Origin of the sequence: Streptomyces sp. NBC_00341 (genome assembly GCF_041435055.1) — a bacterium.
Classification (GTDB): domain Bacteria; phylum Actinomycetota; class Actinomycetes; order Streptomycetales; family Streptomycetaceae; genus Streptomyces.
Map to the genome: position 1 here is coordinate 4,438,489 of NZ_CP108002.1, position 21,963 is coordinate 4,460,451.

Genomic DNA, 21,963 nt, shown 5'->3' on the forward strand with positions numbered 1-21,963 from the left:
CTGGTCCCACGAATGTGTGTTTCTCGGGACGTATGGGTCGGGATGGGTGAGGACCGGCAGGCGGGAAGAAAAAGAACCGGGGTTCGGCCACGGTAGGCGGGCCGACCCATGCGGTTCAAGTCGTTGTCCACAGGCTGTGCACAATGGGAGGTCCGACAGGGTCGGTTTGACCGGATGGCGTAGCCGCGCGTACCGTGACCAGGTCGAGTTGTCGATGGCTGCTGCCGCCTGCCTCCGATGGGCAAAGATCACGATCTGTGATTGTGAAGCGGTGCACTAGGGCGTTTACGCGAGTCTCTCGTGGGCGCACGGTGACAGCCAGGCGATGTCCCGCCAACACACGATCATTTCTGGAGCCCCCGAGTGAGCAAGCGCACCTTCCAGCCGAACAACCGTCGTCGCGCGAAGACCCACGGTTTCCGCCTGCGTATGCGGACCCGTGCCGGCCGCGCGATTCTCGCGTCCCGCCGTGGCAAGGGCCGCGCCAGCCTGTCCGCCTGATCGCGTACAGGTCGTCATGACGTGCTGCCTACCGAGAATCGGCTGAGGCGGCGCGAGGACTTCGCGACCGCGGTACGACGAGGACGCAGGGCCGGCCGCCCGCTACTCGTCGTCCATCTACGTAGCGGTGCAACGGACCCGCACGTGACTGGGGAGACTGCTCCCCCGCCGCGTGCGGGTTTCGTTGTCAGCAAAGCCGTGGGTGGCGCGGTCGTCCGCACAGCGGTGAAGCGAAGGCTTCGCCATCTGGTCCGAGAGCGACTGGCCCTGCTGCCCCCCGGTAGCCTGGTTGTCGTACGAGCGTTGCCCGGTGCGGGCGACGCCGACCATGAACAGCTGGCCCGAGACCTGGATGCCGCCCTTCAGCGGCTACTGGGAGGGGGCGCGCGATGAAGTACCCGCTGCTGGCTCTCATCAAGCTGTACCAGTGGACGATCAGCCCACTTCTCGGGCCTGTCTGCCGTTACTACCCGTCGTGTTCCCACTATGGATATACGGCGATCGACCGGCACGGAGCGATCAAGGGAACGGCGCTGACAGCCTGGCGCATCCTGCGATGCAATCCGTGGTCACCCGGCGGCGTGGATTACGTACCACCACGCAAACGTCCGCGTTGGCACGAACTGCTGCGAGATCTCTTCCGCGGCGGTAAGGGCGGGGACTCCGCCGCTGATGTGCCTCCCGGGGGATCGGCCACCGATCTTCCGAGCTCGGCCGCAGAGACTTCGCCCAAAGCTCAAGGAGCCTGATTAGTGGACACGATTGCCAGTCTGTTCAGCTTCATCACATGGCCTGTTTCCTGGGTCATCGTCCAGTTCCACAAGTTGTACGGGGCGATCTTCGGCCCCGACACGGGATGGGCCTGGGGTCTGTCCATCGTGTCCCTCGTGGTCCTGATCCGTATCTGTCTCGTTCCGCTGTTCGTCAAGCAGATCAAGTCGACGCGGAACATGCAGGTGCTCCAGCCGAAGATGAAGGCGATCCAGGAGCGCTACAAGAGCGACAAGCAGCGTCAGTCCGAAGAGATGATGAAGCTGTACAAGGAGACGGGTACCAACCCGTTGTCCTCGTGCCTTCCCATCCTGGCGCAGTCGCCGTTCTTCTTCGCCCTGTACCACGTGCTCTCGGCCATCGCGTCGAACAAGAAGATCGGTGTGATCGACCAGTCGCTGCTGGACAGCGCGCGTCAGGCACACATCTTCGGCGCTCCGCTGGCCGCCAAGTTCATGGACAGCGCGGACAAGGTCCAGGCGCTCGGCGCCTCGCTGGTGGATGTCCGGGTCGTCACCGCGGTCATGATCGTGATGATGTCGGCCTCGCAGTTCTTCACCCAGCGCCAGCTGATGACGAAGAACGTGGACCTGACGGTCAAGACGCCGTACATGCAGCAGCAGAAGATGCTGATGTACATCTTCCCGCTGATCTTCGCCGTCATGGGTATCAACTTCCCCGTCGGTGTCCTCGTCTACTGGCTGACCACCAACGTCTGGACCATGGGTCAGCAGATGTACGTGATCAACCAGAACCCGACGCCGGGCAGCAAGGCGCAGGACCAGTACCTGGGACGTCTGCTGAAGAGCGTCACCACGCACGGTGAGGTACGCGGCAGGACCAAGCGCAATACGGTCAAGCGGATCGTGTCCAAGGGCCCGGACCGCAATGACATCGAGCGGAAGTTCATCACCGGACTCGCCAAGCTCAATCTCGCCGCCCAGGAGGACGGCACGGTGGTGAAGAGCGAGACCGCCGCGGCCGACGCCGAGGCCGGAGCCGCGCAGCGACGCCAGCAGCCCAAGCGCCAGACCAAGGCGAAGCGTCACACCGCTGCGGGCCAGCAGGGCGGGGCGAAGGACGCCGACTCCAACGAGTCGGGGACCGCGACCTCCCTGCAGAAGAAGGCACCGCAGGACGACAAGCCCAAGCCGGCGGGCGGCAAGCCCGCATCCGGCTCCTCACGCCAAGCCAAGTCCGGACAGCGCAAGGGCCCGCAGCGGCCCAAGCACCCGTCCAAGAAGTAAGAAGGAGTCCATCCGTGACGGAAGGCACCACCTCCACGGCCGCTGAGGGCAGCGACACCTTGACCCGCCTCGAGCAGGAAGGGGAGATCGCAGCGGACTACCTTGAGGGCCTGCTCGACATCGCCGACCTCGACGGCGACATCGACATGGACGTCGAGGCCGATCGGGCCGCGGTCTCGATCATCAGTGAGTCGGCACGTGAACTGCAGAAGCTCGTGGGCCGCGACGGTGAGGTGCTGGAGGCGCTCCAGGAGCTGACGCGGCTGGCCGTGCACCGGGAGACCGGTGACCGGAGCCGTCTGATGCTCGACATCGGGGGTTTCCGGGCGCAGAAGCGTACGGAGCTGGCCGAGCTGGGTGCCAAGGCCGCGGACGAGGTCAAGAGCTCCGGTGAGCCGGTGAAGCTGGATCCGATGACGCCGTTCGAGCGCAAGGTCGTGCACGACGCGGTCGCGGCCGCCGGTCTGCGCAGCGAATCGGAGGGCGAGGAGCCGCAGCGCTTCGTCGTCGTCCTGCCGGCCTGACCGGCTCTTTACCTGTCGGCCCCGTCTGTTCGCAGGCGGGGCCGATCTTTGTCAGCCTGATAGTCAGCCACCATGGTGCGGTAATGCGGTATGGAAGGACGGTTCCCGTGACGGAGGAAGTAGAGCTTCCCCAGGCGCCCGACGAGGCCCGGGAGGTGTTCGGTGAGTGCTTCCCCGAGGCCGTCCGGTACGCGGAACTGCTGGCCGACGCGGGGGTCAAGCGCGGGCTGATCGGTCCGCGCGAGGTGCCGCGGCTGTGGGAGCGGCACCTGCTGAACTGCGCGGTGCTCTCCGAGGTCGTCCCCGATGGCGTCACGGTCTGCGATGTGGGCTCGGGTGCGGGGCTTCCGGGCATTCCGCTGGCGCTCGTGCGGCCGGATCTGAAGATCACCCTGCTGGAGCCGTTGCTGCGGCGGACGAACTTCCTCCAGGAGGTCGTCGAGCTCCTGGGGCTCGATCATGTGACGGTCGTCCGCGGCCGGGCCGAGGAGGTCCTGGGGACGCTTCAGCCGGTCCACGTGGTGACGGCTCGGGCGGTGGCTCCGCTGGACCGCTTGGCGGGCTGGGGAGTGCCGCTGCTTCGCCCGTACGGCGAGATGCTGGCGCTCAAGGGCGATACCGCCGAGGAGGAGATCAACGGCGCGCGGGCGGCCCTGAGCAAGCTCGGTGTGCTGGAGACCGAGGTGCTGCAGGTGGGCGAGGGCATCGTTGATCCGATGTCCACCGTGGTGCGCGTGGTGGTGGGTGAGAGCCCCGGTGGTGTGAGGTTCGCCGCAAAGAGGGCCAAGGCCGCGAGGGTCAGCCGGACGCGCCGTCGTCGCTGATCCATCCGATCACGCTGCGCGCATGACCGTTACGCACCGTTTGTAGGTGTATCGGAGATGCCTCGCACGGGGAGGTGTACGTACCCCGCGCGGAGTGTCGTGCCCCTGTAGCTACGCTGCAGGGGCATCGTGTTTCACGTGAAACGTCGCTCTCTGCTGCATGGAATTATCAGCCGCGGTCGTGCGGCTGCCACGCCTCGCCATCGCAGGCCCGTTAGGGCTACGGAGTTGTCCACAGAAGTGGATTCGTCCACAGAAGAGCGGGCCTCGCTGGTTCGCGACCCTGAAAGCATGGCAGGCTCTGCTCATTGCGAGCCTGAAGTCGAGGAGAGTGAATCCTTGCGGTCCGACGCCAACATCGCGGGACCGATGACCGACCCGGTCCCCGGTCCCCGATCCGAATCGGCGGTGGACGGTGTTTCACGTGAAACACCGCCACCGATGGACGACACACCCATCGGCCGCGCGGCCCAGCTGGCGGTCGAGGCCCTTGGCCGCGCCGGCGAGGGGCTGCCGCGACCTGACCAGACGCGCGTCATGGTGGTGGCCAACCAGAAGGGCGGGGTGGGCAAGACCACCTCGACGGTCAACCTTGCCGCGTCCCTAGCCCTCCACGGTGCTCGTGTCCTGGTGGTCGACCTGGACCCGCAGGGGAACGCCTCCACGGCACTGGGTATCGACCACCACGCCGAGGTCCCCTCGATCTATGACGTCCTGGTGGAGAGCAAGCCGCTCTCCGACGTGGTTCAGCCCGTCCCGGACGTCGAAGGTCTCTTCTGCGCCCCAGCGACCATCGATCTCGCCGGTGCGGAGATCGAGCTGGTGTCGCTGGTGGCGCGGGAGAGTCGACTCCAGCGGGCGATCCAGGCCTACGAACAGCCGCTGGACTACATCCTCATCGACTGCCCGCCCTCGCTCGGTCTCTTGACCGTCAACGCCCTGGTGGCCGGTGCCGAGGTGCTGATCCCGATCCAGTGCGAGTACTACGCGCTGGAAGGGCTCGGGCAGCTGCTGCGCAATGTCGACCTCGTGCGGGGGCACCTCAACCCCGAGCTCCATGTGTCGACGATCCTGCTCACCATGTACGACGGCCGGACCAGGCTCGCGTCGCAGGTCGCGGAGGAGGTGCGCACCCACTTCGGCAAGGAGGTGCTGCGCACCAGCATTCCGCGCTCGGTGCGGATCTCCGAGGCGCCGAGCTATGGGCAGACCGTACTCACCTACGATCCCGGGTCCAGTGGCTCCCTGTCGTATCTTGAGGCGGCACGTGAGATCGCTCTGCGCGGGGTGGGGATGCATTACGAGGCGCAGCAGGCCCACACGGGCAGTCGGAACAGCCAGCAGAACACTTCGGAGGGGATCCAGTGAGTGAGCGTCGTAGAGGGTTGGGGCGAGGGCTCGGTGCCCTGATTCCCGCCGCTCCGCAGGAGAAGCCGGTCGCGTCGACCCGATCCGGTGCGTCCTCTGCCGGAACGGGTCCGGTCATGACGGCCGAGCGGGGAGTCGCTGCCGCCAAGGTGACCTCGCTCGGTGCGGTGCCGGAGCCGAGTGCTCCTGTTTCTGATTCGGCCGGGGCCGACGGGCCGAGCGAGGTGGCAGGGGCGTACTTCGCCGAGATCCTGCTCGACTCCATCACGCCGAACCCTCGTCAGCCCCGAGAGGTCTTCGACGAGGACGCGCTTGCCGAGCTGGTGACCTCCATCAAGGAGGTCGGTCTTCTTCAGCCGGTCGTCGTACGGCAGACCGGTGCCGACCGCTTTGAGCTCATCATGGGCGAGCGACGCTGGAGGGCCTGCCGTGAAGCGGGTCTGGAGCGGATCCCCTCCATCGTCCGGGCCACGGATGACGAGAAGCTCCTCCTGGACGCGCTCCTGGAGAACCTTCACCGGGCTCAGCTCAACCCGTTGGAGGAGGCGGCTGCGTACGACCAGCTGCTCAAGGAGTTCAAGTGCACGCATGACCAGCTGGCCGACCGCATCGGGCGTTCCCGGCCGCAGGTGTCCAACACCTTGCGTCTGCTGAGGCTGTCGCCCCCGGTGCAGCGAAGGGTCGCTGCCGGGGTTCTCTCGGCGGGACACGCGCGTGCGCTGCTCTCGGTGGACGACTCCGAGGAGCAGGACAAGCTGGCACATCGCATCGTGGCCGAAGGTCTCTCGGTGCGCGCGGTCGAGGAGATCGTGACGCTCATGAGTTCCAGGCCCACGAGCGCCTCCAAGGCCAAGGGGCCGCGAGCCGGTGGCCGGCTGTCACCGGCGCTGTCCGATCTGGCATCCAGGCTCTCGGATCGCTTCGAGACCCGGGTGAAGGTCGACCTCGGCCAGAAGAAGGGGAAGATCGTCGTCGAGTTCGCCTCGATGGAGGACCTGGACCGCATCCTCGGCAGCCTCGCTCCCGGCGAAGGCCGGGTGCTGGACCGCAGCCCGGCTGAGGAGCCGGCTGAGGACGACGAGAGCTGACTTCTGAGCGACGCTGGGCGGGCTGTGTTCCGGTAGGACGGAACACAGCCCGCCCTTTGCATTCTCTCGGTGTCAGCTTGATCCCGTCGTGGATACGATGCGTTCTGGTAGACCACATCCGGTTGATCCGTCTCCGCGAACGGAGTGCACCGTCCGTCGCACGCGATGCAGTGGACGAGGGAAGTGAGGAACAGCCTTCATGGGGCGTCGGCTCGCACCGCTCACGCTGGACAACCTCTCTGATCTACCCGAGCGCTGTCGTTCCTGTGTGTTCTGGGAACTTGATCCGGTGCGCGGAGCGGCCGCGGTCAAGGCCGGCAGGCCCGGGGCGGAGAAGGAGGCCTGGATCTCCGGTGTTCTGCTGGAGTGGGGGTCCTGCGGCCGCGTTGTCTACGTCGATGACGTTCCGGTCGGCTTCGTTCTCTACGCACCGCCGGCCTACGTACCGCGGGCTGCGTCTTTTCCGACCAGCCCGGTCTCCCCCGATGCCGTTCAGCTGATGACTGCCTTGATCCTGCCGGGGTACCAGGGGCAGGGCCTCGGACGGGTCATGGTGCAGACCGTCGCCAAGGATCTGCTCAGCCGCGGATTCAAGGCGATCGAAGCGTTCGCGGATGCCCGCTGGAAGGAACCGGCTTGTGTGCTGCCCGCGGATCATCTGCTGGCAGTGGGCTTCAAGACCGTACGAACGCATCCGTCTCATCCGAGGCTGCGGCTGGAACTGCGCACGACCCTTTCGTGGAAAGAAGATGTGGAGCTGGCTCTGGACCGGTTGCTGGGTGCGGTCCAGAAGGAGCCGGTGCTGCGACCGCTGTGATTCGGGCGGTGTATCTACGGGACGTGAAACGTGAAACGGGCCCACCCCTCGGGGTGGGCCCGTTTCACGTGAAACATCGGGCAGCGGTTCTGCCTTGTCCGGCCTTATTCGGCGATGAAGCCTTCGAGGTCGCGAAGGATCGCGGCCTTCGGCTTGGCGCCGACGATGGTCTTGGCGACCTCGCCGCCCTGATAGACGTTCAGCGTCGGGATGGACATGACGCCGTACTTGGCAGCGGTGGCCGGGTTCTCGTCGATGTTGAGCTTGACGATCTCGATCCGGTCGCCGTGCTCAGCCGCGATGGCCTCCAGGGAGGGGGCGATCTGGCGGCACGGGCCGCACCAGGCAGCCCAGAAGTCCACCAGTACGGGCTTGTCGCTCTTCAGGACGACCTCGTCGAACGAGTCGTCAGTCACGTTCTTCAGCACGCCGGCCACGGCGGCCTCCTTAACTTCGCGGGGGTGTGGGTGAGACTTGGATCAGACGGTGGCTGCGGCGGCGTTCTCGTCGTCGGCGAGCGCGGCGAGGAAGCGCTCGGCGTCGAGTGCGGCGGAGCAGCCGGTGCCGGCAGCGGTGATGGCCTGCCGGTAGGTGTGGTCGACGACATCGCCTGCGCCGAACACACCGGTGAGGTTCGTACGCGTCGAGGGGGCCTGGACCTGGAGGTAGCCCTCGTCGTCGAGGTCGAGCTGGCCCTTGAAGAGCTCAGTGCGCGGGTCATGGCCGACTGCGATGAACAGGCCGGTAACGGCGAGCTCGGAGGTCTCACCGGTCTTGGTGTTGCGCAGGGTCAGACCGGACAGCTTCTGTTCGCCGTGCACCCCGGCGACCTCGCTGTCCCAGGCGAACTTGATCTTCGGGTCCGCGAAGGCGCGGTCCTGCATGGCCTTGGAGGCTCGCAGCGAGTCGCGGCGGTGGACGATGGTGACCGACTTGGCGAAGCGGGAGAGGAACGTTGCCTCCTCCATCGCGGTGTCGCCGCCGCCGACCACGGCGATGTCCTGGTCCTTGAAGAAGAACCCGTCGCAGGTCGCACACCAGGAGACGCCGCGTCCCGAGAGGGCGTCCTCGTTGGGCAGACCGAGCTTGCGGTGCTGCGACCCGGTGGTGACGATGACGGCCTTGGCGTGGTGCACCGTGCCCGCGGTGTCGGTGACGGTCTTGATGTCGCCGGTGAGGTCGACGGAGACCACGTCGTCGGGGACCAGCTCGGCACCGAATCGCTCGGCCTGGGCGCGCATGTTGTCCATGAGCTCCGGGCCCATGATTCCGTCCTGGAATCCGGGGAAGTTCTCCACGTCGGTCGTGTTCATCAGCGCGCCACCGGCGGTGACGGCGCCCTCGAAGACCAGCGGCTTCAGGGAGGCGCGCGCCGTGTACAGCGCGGCGGTGTAGCCCGCTGGGCCGGAGCCGATGATGATCACATTACGCACGTCGCTCACGGGTTTCTTCCTCGTCTCTGCAGACTGCCTACTGTCCACGCCTACTGGGGTCGGTTCAACGACTCTCACCCCACCCAACGGATCCTACGGGGGATGCATTCCCGACGTGCCCGGGCCGGCATCCGGCGTGATACTCAGGGGCGGGCGTAGGCGTGTGTCAGCAGGAGCTTCCCCTTGACTGCGGGGTCCGCACCGACGCATGCGGCATCGACGACGTAGGCCTCGACCCGGGTCGTGTCCGTGGGATGCGGAAGGACGACGAGGAAGGCCTCCGCGCCTTGATAGGTGCCCTTCTCGACAGCGAGGACGGCGGAGTTCCGTCCTATCCCCTGCTCCACACAGGAAGGGACGGTCGCCACGGGAGCGCGGAGCGGCGCCTGCGGCGACGCCGATCCTGGAGGTTCGGTCTGCGGCGAGGACTTCGTGTCGATCGAAGGTGCCTGATTCCGGCCGGCTGACTTCCCTGGGTCCGACGGGTCCGTGCTGGAGCTCAGCAGACTGTGGACACGTTCTTGGACCGTGGACTGCGAGAACGCCTGCGAGTCGGATTTCTTGGCGCTGGTTCCTTGGTCCGAAGCTCTGACGTCGGCGGAGTTGTGTGACGTGGTGACGTTCTGCAGCAGGAAGACGCTCACACCGACTACGGCGGCGCCCAGCGTGGTGCCGAGCACTGCCCGGCGGCGGCGTCGGCGCATCGGGCGGCGACCGGGACCGGTGGCGGCACGTGCGTGCCCGGCGGGGCGGTCCGCGAGCTCCTGCGCGGTGGCGGCCTGCTCCGTTTCACGTGAAACATCTGCCTCCGCGTCACGTGAAACATCTGCCTCCGCCCGTGAACCTTCCGCCTCCGAGTCGGAAGCGGTGGCAACGGCACGGGCTTCGTCGGCGAGCGCGGCATCGATGCGGTCCGCTATGTCGATGGGCATGGCCTGCGGGGCAGGCATGGAGCCCAGCAGGCTGCGGATCTCCTCCAGGGAGGCCAGGACGTCGGCGCAGAGATCGCAGCCGTCCACGTGGTGCCGGACATCAGCGGTGCGCGGCGGCGAGAGCACGCCCTCGGTGAGGTCGGAGATCTCTGAGACGTCCGGGTGCTGGGTCGTGTCGGTTGTCGATGTCATGTGCGCCCACCTCCGCCCTTCACTCCAGCTGGATCGCTTGTTCCCGCGTCTCTTGGCCCCGCTGCCGGTGGGACGGATGCTCTCGCCGTCCGGTTCCTTCCCGCCTCCCGCTCACCGCTGTCCCCGGCTTCCCCGCGGAGATGGGTGAGCAACGGGGCCAGTCTGGCGCGGCCCCGGGCGCAGCGGCTCTTCACGGTGCCGACCGGAACGTCGAGGATGCGCCCCGCCTCTGCCACCGGATACCCCTGCATATCGACGAGGACGAGGGCCGCACGCTGCTCGGCGGGGAGGGTGGCGAGGGCCGCGAACAGTTCGCGGTGCAGGTCCTGCCGCTCGGCCGGTGCCTCGGCGGACTCGTGCGGCTCCAGAAGCTGGTCGAGCCGCTCCGGGTCGTTGACGGGCGAGGTCTTCCGGGAGGACGCCTTGCGGACCCGGTCGAGACAGGCGTTGACGGTGATGCGGTGCAGCCAGGTGGTCACGGCGGACTGGCCGCGGAAGGTATGGGCGGCACGGAAGGCGGAGACGAGGGCATCCTGCACGGCGTCGGCCGCTTCCTCCCGGTCGCCCAGGGTGCGCAGAGCCACGGCCCACAGCCGGTCGCGATGCCGCCGTGCGAGCTCACCGAAGGCGTCCGGCTCACCGGCTACGTGGCTGGCCAGAAGGTCCTGATCAGTCGAGTCGGCGAATCTGGTGTCGTCCAACGGTGAGCCCCCTCCCTCGTTACTGTCAGCCGGTGACCTTGATGTCCGAGATCTTGCCCCGGAAGGTCCCCTCGCTCGGCGGCAGCTTGGTGAGCCAGACCAGAAGGTACCGCGCCTGAACGGACTCGCCGGGCTTGAGTGACACGTTCGTGCCCGAACCTTCGGCAACTTTGGTGAAGCTGTTGGGCATCGTTGGTGCCGTGGCGTCGCTGGAGGTGCGCAACTCGGCCGATGTGGTGCCGCCCAGGAACGTCACGTCCACCTTGCGGACCCGCTGGACCTTGCCGAGATCGAGTACGACCCCGACGCCCTCCTTCAGTTTCCCGAAGTCGGCGGAGTAGTAGCCGTCGGTGTGCCAGTACGTGCTCGCGTCGCCGTCGTAGACGTGGTCTATGTCCTGGGGCTTCTCCGACCCGTCGCCGAGCGGGTCGAAGTCCTTGGCGCTGACGATTCGGACGGGCTTGCTCTTCTCGACGGGCGGGGCGCCGCCGTTCTCCGGGTTGCTCTGTGTGGTACCCGGGTCGCCCGATTTGCTGTCGTGGTCCAGGAGGGTTTCCGCGAGCTGCCAGCTGCCGAGGCCCAGTGCGGCGATGAGCAGCGCGGAGACCGCCCATTTGAGCGCCTTGCCCGTGCGGCTCTGGAGCGGGGCGGGCGGTACGACGTGCACGGCCTGGGTCGGCGCGGCGCCGGGTCCGGCGGGACGACCGTAGGTGCCCTGCTGGTAGGTGGTCCGCTGGTACTCGGGCGGCGCGGTGAACGTGGGCTCGGGCGGGCGGATCCGCGGCATGGCCGCGACGGCCTTGGCCAGTTCGTCGGGCGTGGTGCACGGCTGCTCCTGGCGGGAGGCCGTGGCGCCGTCGTTCGCGAGCGCCCGCATGGCGATCTCGGAGAGGCCGCGGTGGACGCCGGCCCGTACCTGGTCGGGCGGGATCAGGCCGACGCCCTTGGGGAGCCCGGTGAGGCCGTAGGCGTCGCTCTCGTACGGCCAGCGCTGGGTCAGCGCGGCGTAGAGGAGGGCGCCGATCGCTTCGGTGTCGGCGCGCTGGGGGCCCTCGGAGGTGATGCCGCGCAGTGCCGCGTTCACCGCGAGACCGCGGATCCGGTACTGACCGGAGGAGCTGCGGAGCACCGCGCCGGGAGTGAGCCGCAGATGGGCCAGTCCCTCGCGGTGCGCGGCCGCCATGGCCTGGGAGATCTGGCTGACGAGCTGGTAGGCGTCGTGGGCCTCCATCGGCCCCGCGCCGAGCAGTGCGGTGAGCTCGGTGGCGTCCGGAAGCCATTCGTGGACGACGTAGACGAGGTCGTTCTCCTCCACGGCGTCGAGGACCTGCACGAAGCGGGGGTCGCCGAGCAGTGCGGAGGAACGGGCCGCGGCCAGCACGGAGCGGGCTCGCGGGTGGTCGGCGGGGAGGAGATGGACGCCCACCGCGCGGCGCAGTTTCTCGTCGACGGCGCGCCAGCTGCTGAAACCGTCCAGACGGGTGACGCACTCCTCCAGCCGGTAGCGTCCGGCGAGCTTGTGACCGCTGTGCAGATCGGGGGAAGACACGGTGGCGTCGGCGTCCGCCGGTTCGTCCACCGCTTCCTGGGGGCCTGCGCCCGTTGATTCCTGGGCTTCTGCCGTGCCGTCGGTCGTGGCCTCGTCCGCCTTGGCGGACAGCGGCTTGTCGCCGCTGTTGTCGGCCACGTCAACGGCAGCCGTGCTACGTTCCGCCACCGTCGTTCCTGCCTCCCCATCCGTTGCGCGATGCCAGCCAGCTCTGCACAGTCACGCCAATTGTGCCCATACTCCGGCACCATGCACGACACGCAGGGACCGGAGATGGTTGTGCGGGCCGGTGATCTTCAGCGGCCGAGCCTTCCCCGGATCATGCCGACCATGCCGTTGATCTCTTCGATCCGCATCCGCTTCGCCGCGACGACGAAAACACCCAGCAGCGCGATCCCACCGCAGACCAGCGCGAGGAGCGAGCCCGAGGCGCCGTCGCCGAGCGCGTGGAGAAGGGCGAACCCCACACCGCCGCCGATCAGTGCCGCGGGGATCGCGGCGAGGCAGAGCCGGGCGTAGGTACGCAGGACGTGGGCGCCGTCCAGATCGCCGCCCAGCCGGTTCCGCAGCCGGCGCCACGCGATACCGACACCGACGGCGTAGGCGAGGCCGTACGAGGCGGCCATGCCGACCACCGCCCACTGGGCGGGCAGCGCGACGTAGCAGATGGCCGAGGCAGCCGCGTTGACCAGGGCGACGATGACGGTGTTGTAGAAGGGGGTGCGGGTGTCCTCGTAGGCGTAGAACCCTCGCAGCACCACGTACTGCACCGAGTAGGGGATCAGCCCGAGGCCGAAGGCCATCAGGATGTAACCCATGGAACGAGCGGCCTCCGGGCCGGTGGAGGCGTACAGCAGGGTGGAGATCGGAACGCCCAGGGCGAGGAAGGTGAAGGCGACCGGCACGATGGCCACGGCGGAGTTGCGCAGGCCCTGCGAGATGTCGTCGCGGACCGCGCCCGGGTCGTTGTCGTGGGCGGCACGGGAGATGCGGGGCAGCAGAGCGGCCATGACCGAGACGGTGATGATCGCCTGCGGCATGCCCCAGATCAGCTGGGCGTTGGAGTAGGCCAGGAAACCGGCGCCGTTCCTGCCGGACTCCTTGCCTGCGGAGGTCGCGAGCTGGGTGACGACGAGGACACCGGCCTGGTTGGCCAGGACGAACAGGACCGTCCACTTGGCCAGCTTGACCGTCTTGCCGAGCCCGTGGCCCCTCCAGTCGAACCGCGGGCGGAACCGGAACCCGGCCTCGCGCAGGTACGGGATCATGGCGAGGGACTGGACGATCAGGCCCAGCAGGGTGCCGATGCCCAGCAGCCGGACGCCCTCCGGCGGGATCGTCTGGACGCCCATGTGGGATTCGTGGGAGGTGCCGTAGACCCAGATGAACATGCCGAAGGTGAAGATCATGACGATGTTGTTGAGGACCGGAGTCCACATCATCGCGCCGAACTTCCCGCGGGCGTTCAGGATCTGGCCCATCACGACGTGCACACCCATGAAGAAGATGGTGGGCAGGCAGTACCGGGCGAAGGTGATGGCCACGTTGTTCGCGGCCTGATCGCTGGCGATCGTGTCCGACATCAGCCGGATGAGCCAGGGCGCCGCGAAGACCGCCAGGGCGACGATCACACCGAGCGCGACCATCACCAGGGTCAGCAGCCGGTTCGCGTAGGCCTCGCCGCCGTCCTCGTCGTCCTTCATGGAACGGACGAGCTGGGGGACGAACACCGAGTTGAGGCCGCCGCCCACGGTGAGGATGTAGATCATCGTCGGCAGCGTGTAGGCGATGGTGAAGCTGTCGCCGAGCAGGGCCGCGCCGAGGGCCGCGGTGATCACCAGGCTGCGGACGAATCCGGTGAGCCGTGAGACGAGGGTGCCGGCCGCCATGACCGCACTGGACTTCAGCAGCCCGGAGGCCCGGCCGCCTGACTTCGCCGGTACGGGCGCGGGGGCCGGCTCGGGCCGGTCCGGGGCGGGGGAGCCCGCCGGGCCCTCCTGGTCCCGGAAGAGGTGTGCGAACGCGTCGGGTTCATCGCGCCCCGCAGAGGCCTGGGTGACGAGATCGTCCACGCCGACGAACTGGGTGGTCGCCGCGTCGTCGCCGTACGGCAGGTGCCGGGACGGGCCGTCGGGCTCGGGCGGCGGTGTCTGTGCCCAGATCCGCGGGTCGGGGGCGTACGGGGCGGCAGGCGGCTGCTGGTAGAGCGGCTGCGGCTGCTGGTAGGTGCCGGGAGGCGGTGGCGGATGCGCCGCACGGTCGTACAGGGCCTCGTTCACCGGATCCTGCGCCGAGAGGTCCTGCGCCCGGTAGGGGTCGTAGTCGTACGCGGCCTGCAGATACGGATCGGGCGCCGGTGGCACCTGCTCCGGACCAGGGGGCACCGGCGGACCGCCGGAAGACCCAGCTCCGCCCGTACCCTGACCGCGATCACCGTCGTACGGCGCGTTCATCGAAACCCCACCTCATCGTCCCCGGCCGACCGGCCACGACAGACATCGCTCAACGGTCCACTTTCTCACCCGTGCCCGACGGCTCCGTGCTTTCGGGACCGGTGTCCGGCGTCGGGTCACTCGGCTGCTCGGGTTCACTGCCGTCGTCGCCCGCCGCGCCGCCCGCGTTGGCGCGCTTGCGATGTGCATACATCCTGATGCCGGCGAGGACCAGCAGCAGCAGTCCGCCGGCAATCACGAGAAGGACGGTCGGCGTCAGCTCGGACACCTTCACGGTGAAGTTCATCTCCGCGCCGTACGGCGTGCCGTCCTCCGTGTACAGCTGGGCGGTCATCTGGACCTGGCCGTTGATGTTGGCAGCGGCGTCGAACTTCACGGACTGGCTGTGACCGCCCGCGATCTGGATCGGCTGCTCCGCCACGGCACCGCCGTCGTTCAGCTTGAGCCGCGTCGCGTTCTCCGACCTCAGCCGCAGCACCAGGTGGTCGACGTCCTGCAACAGCCTGTTCTGCACCGTGACCGGAATCGTGGCGCTCCGCCCGGACAGGGTGACATCCGACTTCGAGATCAGCTGGACCTCGTTGACGAGACCCTGCAGGTAGGTGCGCACCGAATCCCGGTACTGCTGGGCCTCCAGCGGCCTGCCCCGCCACGACGTCGACATGGAGCGGTTGACCGCGTTGCCGAAGGGGGTCACCACGCGCTCGGGCTGGGTGAGGATGACCTGGAAGTTGTTGAGGGAGGCCTGGGTGGACTTGATGTCCTGGAAGGCCTGGGTGGGCAGCTCCTGGCTGCGCAGCTTCTTCGGGTACCGGGACGTCCGGGGGACCTGTGTGGTCGCCTTCGCGTCGGGCTTCCCCTCGGCCGCCTGGATCAGCCCCTGGGACTGCGTCCAGCGATCGTCGTCGAGGGCGTGCAGGGCGCGGGCCATCGTCTGGGCCTGGGCGACCGTCGGCATCCGCTGGGGCGCGACGACGACGCTCCGGTCCTTGTCCGTGTCCTGCTCGGCCAGGGAGAGCGTGAGGGCGAGGAACTTCTGCACGGCGAGCGTGGAGTCCCCGGCCTTCGTCATATCGCCCTGGAAGGCGGTGGAGAGCCGGGAGTCGGAGACCACGGCGGTGGTGCCGCCGCCGATCGGCCGGGCGGCGGTGGGCGTGTACACCAGGTTGCCGTTCTCCTGGAGGCTGTCGCTGCGTGAGATCACGTTGTGGGCGCCGGCCGATGTGGCGACGTCCACGATCGACGGGTCGATGGCACCGTCGACCGGCCACGCGAAGTCCGTCGAGGGCTTCAGGTGCAGGATCGTCTGCACCGTCGTCGCGGCCACCTCGCTGGCGTTCTGGAGGTGGCTCAGGGTGCCCGAGACGTTCTTGCCGCGGTGCGCGATCGATGCCAGATCGGGATCCCCGAACGGCAGCGCGATGACCTTGCCCTCGGTCACCGCCGCTTCCAGTGAGGCGAGCCACTGCTTGGCCACGTTCTGATTCGTACCGGCGATCGTGGTGTCACCGGACTTGACCCGGTAGTCCCGTGTCATCGCGTCGACGCTGGCCAGCAGATCCGGGTCGATGACCCACGTCACGGGCAGCTGGCTGCCCAGCGACACCATCTGTTCCAGGCGGCCGCCCGGCGCGATCTCCGCGGCCAGCTCGTCGTCGGCGAACACCGGGGTCTGCTGGGAGTCGGAGCCGGTCTCGGCGGTGAGGTGCGCCGCAGCGATCAGGGGCCAGGCGTAACTGATCCGGGGCTTGGAGTCGCGGTTCTCGTTCTGCCAGGGGAGGAACGTCCGCTTGATCCCGAGCACCTGGTCGTACAGGGCGTGGGACGTCCGGCCCGACAGGGTGACGCCGAGCTGGTACACGCCGTCGTCGCCGAGCCCCAGCTTGCTGACGGGCACGGACAGGGTGAAGTCCTGGCTGATCCCGGAGGGCAGCTTGGCGATCTTGACCGTGTACTTGCCGCCGACCGGAGACGGGTCGGCGCCGGGCAGATATCCGGTGCGCCGGTTGGCCGCGTCTATCGACGTCCTGCTGTAGAGCCGGGGGCCCACGCGCAGATCGACCTGGGCCGCGGTGACGGTCTCCTTGCCCTTGTTGGTCAGGGTGCCGGACACGGTGAGGGTGTCCCCCTTCACCGGGGCACTCGGAGTGACCGTGTCCAGGGACACCGCGACCGTGCCGGAGCCCGTCGGGGCCTTGTCCGGCACGCCGGCCTGCGCCGCCGGAGCGGCCGCCCCGGCCAGCAGGGCGGCGACGAGCGGAGCCCCGGCCAGCACGGCGGCTGTGCGCCGCAGCCACCGGCGGGCAGGAGAGGGATCCATCCCCTGGAAGTCTGCCGCCTCGGCCACGCGCCTACCCGTCCCTCGTCGTCATGAGCTGCTGTCGATCGTCGTCCGTTGCTGCGTCCACGCATGGTAACGATGTGCGCGGCGGCTAAGTGCTGGGGTGTACGGCACATGATCGGCAGAGTCTCGCAGGGCTGAAGGAAACCATGACGTCCGGGCCGGTCCGGGCACGTACCCTTTTCTGTTGTGCCGAATGCCAATGAAGACAACGCCAGTGTCCTGACCCAGGTGCAGCACCGCGCAGTCAGTGAACTGCTCCGGGTGTCCCCGGTCGCCGACGATCTCGCCCGCCGATTCCAGGATGCCGGATTCAGTCTCGCCCTGGTCGGTGGCTCGGTCCGGGACGCACTTCTGGGCAGGCTCGGGAACGACCTGGACTTCACGACCGATGCCCGTCCCGAGGCGGTCCTGAAGATCGTCCGGCCCTGGGCGGACTCGGTATGGGAGGTCGGGATCGCCTTTGGCACGGTGGGCGCCCAGAAGGACGGCTACCAGATCGAAGTCACCACATACCGGTCCGAGGCGTACGACCGAACCTCGCGCAAGCCGGAGGTTTCCTACGGCGACTCCATCGAGGACGACCTCGTCCGACGTGATTTCACGGTCAACGCGATGGCTGTCGCGCTGCCGCAGAAGGACTTCATCGACCCCCACGGTGGCATCGGGGACCTGTCGGAGCGCGTCCTGCGCACCCCCGGAACCCCCGAGGAATCGTTCTCCGACGACCCGCTGCGCATGCTGCGAGCCGCGCGCTTCGCCGCGCAGCTGGACTTCGAAGTGGCTCCCGATGTGGTCGAGGCGATGACGGAAATGGCGGGGCGGATCGAGATCGTCTCTGCCGAGCGGGTCCGTGAGGAGCTCAACAAGCTCCTTCTCTCCACGCACCCCCGGAAGGGGCTGGCGCTTCTTGTCGACACGGGGCTGGCACAACAGGTACTTCCCGAGCTCCCCGCGCTCCGGCTCGAAAGTGACGAGCATCACCGTCACAAGGACGTGTACGAGCACTCCCTGACCGTTCTGGAGCAGGCGATCGACCTGGAGGAGGACGGCCCGGACCTCGTTCTGCGTCTTGCCGCGCTTCTTCATGACATCGGCAAGCCGAGGACCCGGCGCTTCGAGAAGGACGGCCGGGTCTCGTTCCACCACCACGAGGTGGTGGGCGCCAAGATGGTCAAGAAGCGGATGACCGACCTCAAGTACTCCAACGACATGGTCAAGGACGTCTCGAAGCTGGTGGAGCTGCATCTGCGCTTCCACGGGTACGGCGACGGGGAGTGGACCGACTCGGCGGTCCGCCGCTACGTGCGTGACGCCGGCCCCCTGCTGGAACGGCTGCACAAGCTCACTCGCTCGGACTGCACCACGCGCAACAAGCGCAAGGCATCCGCCCTCTCGCGGACCTATGACGCGCTGGAGGAGCGCATCGCGCAGCTGCAGGACAAGGAAGAGCTCGACGCGATCCGGCCGGACCTGGACGGCAACGAGATCATGCAGATCCTGAACGTCGGGCCCGGACCGGTCATCGGCAAGGCGTATGCGTTCCTGCTGGAACTGCGCCTGGAGAACGGGCCGGTGGAGCACGACGAGGCAGTGGCCGAGCTCAAGAAGTGGTGGGAATCGCAGGACTGAGCCCCACTAGGCGGTATGGCCGGGAGGGCTGCCGGTCATGTTTCACGTGAAACATGACCGGCAGCTCGTACGACGAGGGCGCTGTTTCACGTGAAACAGCGCCCTCGGTCAGTCCTGTCGGAGGTGTCGTCGTGCACTGCGGCGACCTTGAACTCGGCAGCGTTCGAATCCTGCACTGCCTTCTTGGACGCGCGCACGCTATACGACCTCGCGGGTTCGGCTCCAGCGGTACAGGGCCATGGCCACCAGGGCGTAGAGCGCGGCCACTCCGATGACCACCGTGGCCGACCTGCCGTCAGGAGGCAGCATGAGAGCGGCGGCACCGGCTGCTCCCACGAAGGCCACGTTGAACAGCACGTCGTAGAGCGAGAACACCCGGCCGCGGAAGGCGTCGTCCACCGAGGTCTGCACCACCGTGTCCGTCGCGATCTTCGCCCCCTGGGTGACGAGGCCGAGGACGAACGCGGCGACGAGCATCGGCGTGGGGGTGAACCACAGCCCCAGCGCCGGCACAAGGGCGGCTGCGGCGGCCGCGCACACCGTCATCCAGCGGAACCGCCCGAGCCGTGCCACGGCCCACGGGGACAGCACCGCCGCGGCGAAGAACCCCGCCCCGGACACCCCCACCGCCAGCCCGAGCAGCGCCAGCCCATGGGCTTCGGTGTCCGCCCAGGCGTACCGGCACAGCATCAGAACCGTCACCGTCAGCGCTCCGTAGCAGAAGCGGATCACCGTCATGGCGGCCAGCGCCCGTGCGGCGTGCCTGCGTTCCGCCAGATGGCGCAGCCCGTCACCGAGACCGCGGGCGGTCGTGGCCAGGGCCCGACGCAGGGGCAGTCGGCCGCTGCGTCGCTCCGGGCCGAGGAGCCCGGCGGCCAGGGTCAGGGACGCCACCGCCGAGGCGAGGTAGAGCCCCGCGCCCAGCAGCACCACCGCCGCATCGGAGTCGGACAGCAGCAGCCGTACGACGAAGGCGAGGCCACCGCCTGCCGTCGCCGCGAGGGTGCCCGCGGTCGGGGAGAGGGAATTGGCCAGCACCAGCCGTTCCTGGTCGACGACGCGCGGCAGCGCGGCGGAGAGGCCTGCCAGGACGAAGCGGTTGACGGCGGTGACGCACAGGGCCGATGTGTAGAAGAGCCAGTCCGGGGCGGAGCCCAGGATCAGGAGTGCGGTGCAGCAGGCGAGCCCGGCGCGCAGCAGATTGCCGTAGAGGAAGACCTGACGGCGGGGCCAGCGGTCCAGCAGCACTCCGGCGAACGGGCCGATGAGCGAGTAGGGCAGCAGGAGTACGGCCATGGCGGAGGCGATGGCGCCCGCCGATGTCTGTTTCTCCGGGGAGAAGACCACATGCGTCGCGAGCGCCACCTGATAGACGCCATCGGCCGACTGGGACAGCACCCGTACGGCCAGCAGGCGGCGGAAGTTCCGAAGGCGCAGGAGAACGCGCAGGTCACGCACGACGGGCATGGGAGCAAGGGTCACATACGTTGAGGGTCCCCGGGCGGATTGCCCGGGGACCCTCAACGGTGCGGGAGCTCAGGAGCGTTACCGCTCCCGGCTGTGCCGCGCCGACATACCTGGGGCCGGTCGTCCGGATTCGGCCTGAACCGGACAGGGGACCCTGCTCAGGTGGTGTCAGTTGGAGACGTCGCCCCTGATGAACTTCTCGACGTTATCGCGGGCCTCGTCGTCGAAGTACTGGACCGGCGGGGACTTCATGAAGTACGAGGACGCGGAGAGGATCGGGCCACCGATGCCGCGGTCCTTGGCGATCTTCGCGGCGCGGACGGCGTCGATGATGACACCGGCCGAGTTCGGGGAGTCCCACACCTCGAGCTTGTACTCAAGGTTCAGCGGAACGTCACCGAAGGCGCGGCCCTCGAGGCGCACGTACGCCCACTTGCGGTCGTCCAGCCAGGCCACGTAGTCCGACGGGCCGATGTGGACGTTGTCCGCACCGAGGTCGCGGTCGCGGATCTGCGAGGTGACGGCCTGCGTCTTGGAGATCTTCTTGGACTCGAGGCGCTCACGCTCAAGCATGTTCTTGAAGTCCATGTTGCCGCCGACGTTCAGCTGCATCGTGCGGTCCAGGACGACGCCCCGGTCCTCGAAGAGCTTCGCCATCACGCGGTGCGTGATGGTGGCGCCGACCTGCGACTTGATGTCGTCGCCGACGATCGGGACACCGGCCTCGGTGAACTTGTCCGCCCACTCCTTGGTGCCGGCGATGAAGACCGGGAGGGCGTTGACGAACGCGACCTTGGCGTCGATGGCGCACTGCGCGTAGAACTTCGCAGCGACCTCGGAGCCGACGGGCAGGTAGCAGACCAGAACGTCGACCTTGCGGTCCTTGAGGATCTGGACGATGTCGACCGGGGCCTCGGCCGACTCCTCGATGGTCTCGCGGTAGTACTTACCGAGACCGTCGTGGGTGTGGCCGCGCTGGACGGTCACGCCGGCGTTCGGCACGTCGCAGAGCTTGATGGTGTTGTTCTCGCTGGCGCCGATGGCGTCCGAGAGGTCGAGGCCGACCTTCTTCGCGTCGACGTCGAAGGCGGCGACGAATTCAACGTCCCGTACGTGGTAATCGCCGAACTGGACGTGCATCAGACCGGGCACCTTGCCGGCCGGATCGGCGTCCTTGTAGTACTCGACGCCCTGGACCAGCGAGGCGGCGCAGTTGCCCACGCCGACGATGGCTACGCGAACCGAACCCATTCCGGTTGCTCCCTGTGTGTAATGGATGTTCCTGATGAGGGCCCCGTGGATCTGCGGGGATCTCACTTGGCGGTGTCGCCGGACGGATCCGGCGGGTTGTTACCCCGCCGGGGCAGGCCGTCCGGCTCTCCTGCGGTGTTCTGCTGAGCTGAGCCCTCGGGCGAGGATCGTCGCTGATCCCGTCCCGACCGCTCGCTCTCGATGAGCTCGTTCAGCCAGCGCACTTCGCGCTCCACGGACTCCATGCCGTGTCGCTGAAGCTCAAGTGTGTAGTCGTCGAGACGCTCGCGGGTGCGGGCCAGAGAGGCGCTCATCTTCTCGAGACGCTCCTCCAGCCGGCTGCGACGGCCTTCCAGCACCCGCATCCGCACCTCGTGCTCCGTCTGTCCGAAGAAGGCGAAACGAGCAGCGAAGTGCTCGTCCTCCCAGGAGTCCGGGCCGGTGTGCGAGAGCAGCTCTTCGAAGTGCTCCTTACCTTCCGCCGTCAATCTGTAGACGATCTTGGCGCGGCGCCCTGCCAGAGAAGAGGAAGGGGCCACCGCGCGGCCGGAGCCGGGCGGAAGCTCTGCCGGAGCGTTTCCCGGCTCCTCGATCAACCAGCCGGTGGCGACCAGCGTCTTGAGGCACGGGTAGAGGGTTCCGTAGCTGAAGGCGCGGAAGATCCCCAGCGACGTGTTGAGACGTTTACGCAGCTCGTAGCCGTGCATCGGGGACTCGCGGAGCAGCCCGAGGACAGCGAACTCAAGGATGCCGGAGCGTCTGCTCAACCTCGCCTCCTCCTTCTCCGAGTGCTCTCGTCCGTCCCTGTGCCGGGCTGTTATGCCGAGCCGATGTACCGAGCTGATGTATCGAGTCGATACATCAGCACGATA

At 67.8% G+C, this 21,963-nt stretch carries 20 protein-coding genes; 10 read left to right on the forward strand and 10 right to left on the reverse strand.

Annotation, left to right across the window (positions count from 1 at the left end; translation table 11 throughout):
- Positions 1–363 precede the first annotated feature (363 nt).
- The 9 genes from rpmH to OG892_RS20005 all read left to right on the forward strand — a co-directional run bounded on the left by rpmH (position 364) and on the right by OG892_RS20005 (position 7,140).
- Positions 364–501, forward strand: a complete 138-nt coding sequence (gene rpmH / locus OG892_RS19965) for a 50S ribosomal protein L34 (RefSeq protein ID WP_010985740.1) — start codon at positions 364–366, stop codon at positions 499–501.
- Between the two features lie 21 nt (positions 502–522).
- Positions 523–894, forward strand: a complete 372-nt coding sequence (gene rnpA, locus OG892_RS19970) for a ribonuclease P protein component (protein ID WP_073733243.1) — start codon at positions 523–525, stop codon at positions 892–894.
- On the forward strand, positions 891–1,250 hold the full coding sequence (gene yidD / locus OG892_RS19975; RefSeq protein WP_073733242.1) for a membrane protein insertion efficiency factor YidD: 360 nt from the start codon (positions 891–893) through the stop codon (positions 1,248–1,250). Before rnpA ends, yidD begins: the two co-directional genes overlap by 4 nt.
- Positions 1,251–1,253: 3 nt before the next feature.
- Positions 1,254–2,519, forward strand: a complete 1,266-nt coding sequence (gene yidC, locus OG892_RS19980; protein ID WP_371629874.1) for a membrane protein insertase YidC — start codon at positions 1,254–1,256, stop codon at positions 2,517–2,519.
- Positions 2,520–2,533: 14 nt separating this feature from the next.
- A complete protein-coding gene (locus tag OG892_RS19985; RefSeq protein ID WP_073733240.1) occupies positions 2,534–3,043 on the forward strand; it encodes a R3H domain-containing nucleic acid-binding protein in 510 nt (169 codons plus the stop codon).
- A gap of 107 nt (positions 3,044–3,150) precedes the next feature.
- Positions 3,151–3,867 carry a 16S rRNA (guanine(527)-N(7))-methyltransferase RsmG gene (gene rsmG, locus OG892_RS19990; RefSeq protein WP_024489509.1) on the forward strand — a complete coding sequence of 239 codons (717 nt, stop codon included), beginning with the start codon at positions 3,151–3,153 and terminating at the stop codon, positions 3,865–3,867.
- Between the two features lie 291 nt (positions 3,868–4,158).
- Complete coding sequence (locus tag OG892_RS19995) at positions 4,159–5,235, forward strand: ParA family protein (RefSeq protein WP_073733239.1); 1,077 nt, start codon at positions 4,159–4,161, stop codon at positions 5,233–5,235.
- Positions 5,232–6,323, forward strand: coding sequence for a ParB/RepB/Spo0J family partition protein (locus OG892_RS20000; protein ID WP_327337954.1), 1,092 nt, complete (start codon positions 5,232–5,234; stop codon positions 6,321–6,323). Before OG892_RS19995 ends, OG892_RS20000 begins: the two co-directional genes overlap by 4 nt.
- A gap of 199 nt (positions 6,324–6,522) precedes the next feature.
- The gene (locus OG892_RS20005; protein WP_073733237.1) at positions 6,523–7,140 is read left to right on the forward strand and encodes a GNAT family N-acetyltransferase; all 618 of its coding nucleotides are present in this window, start codon (positions 6,523–6,525) and stop codon (positions 7,138–7,140) included.
- A gap of 104 nt (positions 7,141–7,244) precedes the next feature.
- Here the strand turns inward: OG892_RS20005 and trxA are convergent, their stop codons facing one another.
- The 7 genes from trxA to OG892_RS20040 all read right to left on the reverse strand — a co-directional run bounded on the left by trxA (position 7,245) and on the right by OG892_RS20040 (position 16,747).
- Positions 7,245–7,577 carry a thioredoxin gene (gene trxA, locus OG892_RS20010; protein WP_371629875.1) on the reverse strand — a complete coding sequence of 111 codons (333 nt, stop codon included), beginning with the start codon at positions 7,575–7,577 and terminating at the stop codon, positions 7,245–7,247.
- Positions 7,578–7,619: 42 nt separating this feature from the next.
- Positions 7,620–8,582 carry a thioredoxin-disulfide reductase gene (trxB, locus tag OG892_RS20015; RefSeq protein WP_371629876.1) on the reverse strand — a complete coding sequence of 321 codons (963 nt, stop codon included), beginning with the start codon at positions 8,580–8,582 and terminating at the stop codon, positions 7,620–7,622.
- Positions 8,583–8,716: 134 nt separating this feature from the next.
- Complete coding sequence (locus tag OG892_RS20020; RefSeq protein WP_371629877.1) at positions 8,717–9,697, reverse strand: anti-sigma factor; 981 nt, start codon at positions 9,695–9,697, stop codon at positions 8,717–8,719.
- Positions 9,694–10,398 (reverse strand): RNA polymerase sigma factor SigM, encoded by a 705-nt coding sequence (gene sigM / locus OG892_RS20025; protein ID WP_073733233.1) that lies wholly within the window; start codon positions 10,396–10,398, stop codon positions 9,694–9,696. The genes OG892_RS20020 and sigM overlap by 4 nt, the downstream gene beginning before the upstream one ends.
- Before the next feature lie 25 nt (positions 10,399–10,423).
- Entirely contained in the window at positions 10,424–12,115 is a 1,692-nt protein-coding gene (locus tag OG892_RS20030; protein WP_073733232.1) for a protein kinase family protein, read from the reverse strand.
- Between the two features lie 128 nt (positions 12,116–12,243).
- Complete coding sequence (gene murJ / locus OG892_RS20035; protein WP_328866276.1) at positions 12,244–14,400, reverse strand: murein biosynthesis integral membrane protein MurJ; 2,157 nt, start codon at positions 14,398–14,400, stop codon at positions 12,244–12,246.
- 49 nt (positions 14,401–14,449) lie between these two features.
- Positions 14,450–16,747: a DUF6049 family protein gene (locus tag OG892_RS20040; protein WP_073733230.1), complete on the reverse strand. Its 2,298-nt coding sequence runs from the start codon at positions 16,745–16,747 to the stop codon at positions 14,450–14,452.
- Positions 16,748–16,930: 183 nt separating this feature from the next.
- Here OG892_RS20040 and OG892_RS20045 point away from each other — a divergent pair, with 183 nt between their 5' ends.
- Positions 16,931–18,373: a CCA tRNA nucleotidyltransferase gene (locus OG892_RS20045; protein WP_073733229.1), complete on the forward strand. Its 1,443-nt coding sequence runs from the start codon at positions 16,931–16,933 to the stop codon at positions 18,371–18,373.
- Between the two features lie 198 nt (positions 18,374–18,571).
- Here the strand turns inward: OG892_RS20045 and OG892_RS20050 are convergent, their stop codons facing one another.
- The 3 genes from OG892_RS20050 to OG892_RS20060 form a co-directional block, all read right to left on the reverse strand.
- Positions 18,572–19,840: an MFS transporter gene (locus OG892_RS20050; protein WP_073733228.1), complete on the reverse strand. Its 1,269-nt coding sequence runs from the start codon at positions 19,838–19,840 to the stop codon at positions 18,572–18,574.
- A 168-nt stretch (positions 19,841–20,008) separates the two neighbouring features.
- On the reverse strand, positions 20,009–21,091 hold the full coding sequence (locus tag OG892_RS20055; RefSeq protein ID WP_024489523.1) for an inositol-3-phosphate synthase: 1,083 nt from the start codon (positions 21,089–21,091) through the stop codon (positions 20,009–20,011).
- A gap of 62 nt (positions 21,092–21,153) precedes the next feature.
- Positions 21,154–21,858: a PadR family transcriptional regulator gene (locus OG892_RS20060; protein WP_073733227.1), complete on the reverse strand. Its 705-nt coding sequence runs from the start codon at positions 21,856–21,858 to the stop codon at positions 21,154–21,156.
- Between the last annotated feature and the right edge of the window lie 105 nt (positions 21,859–21,963).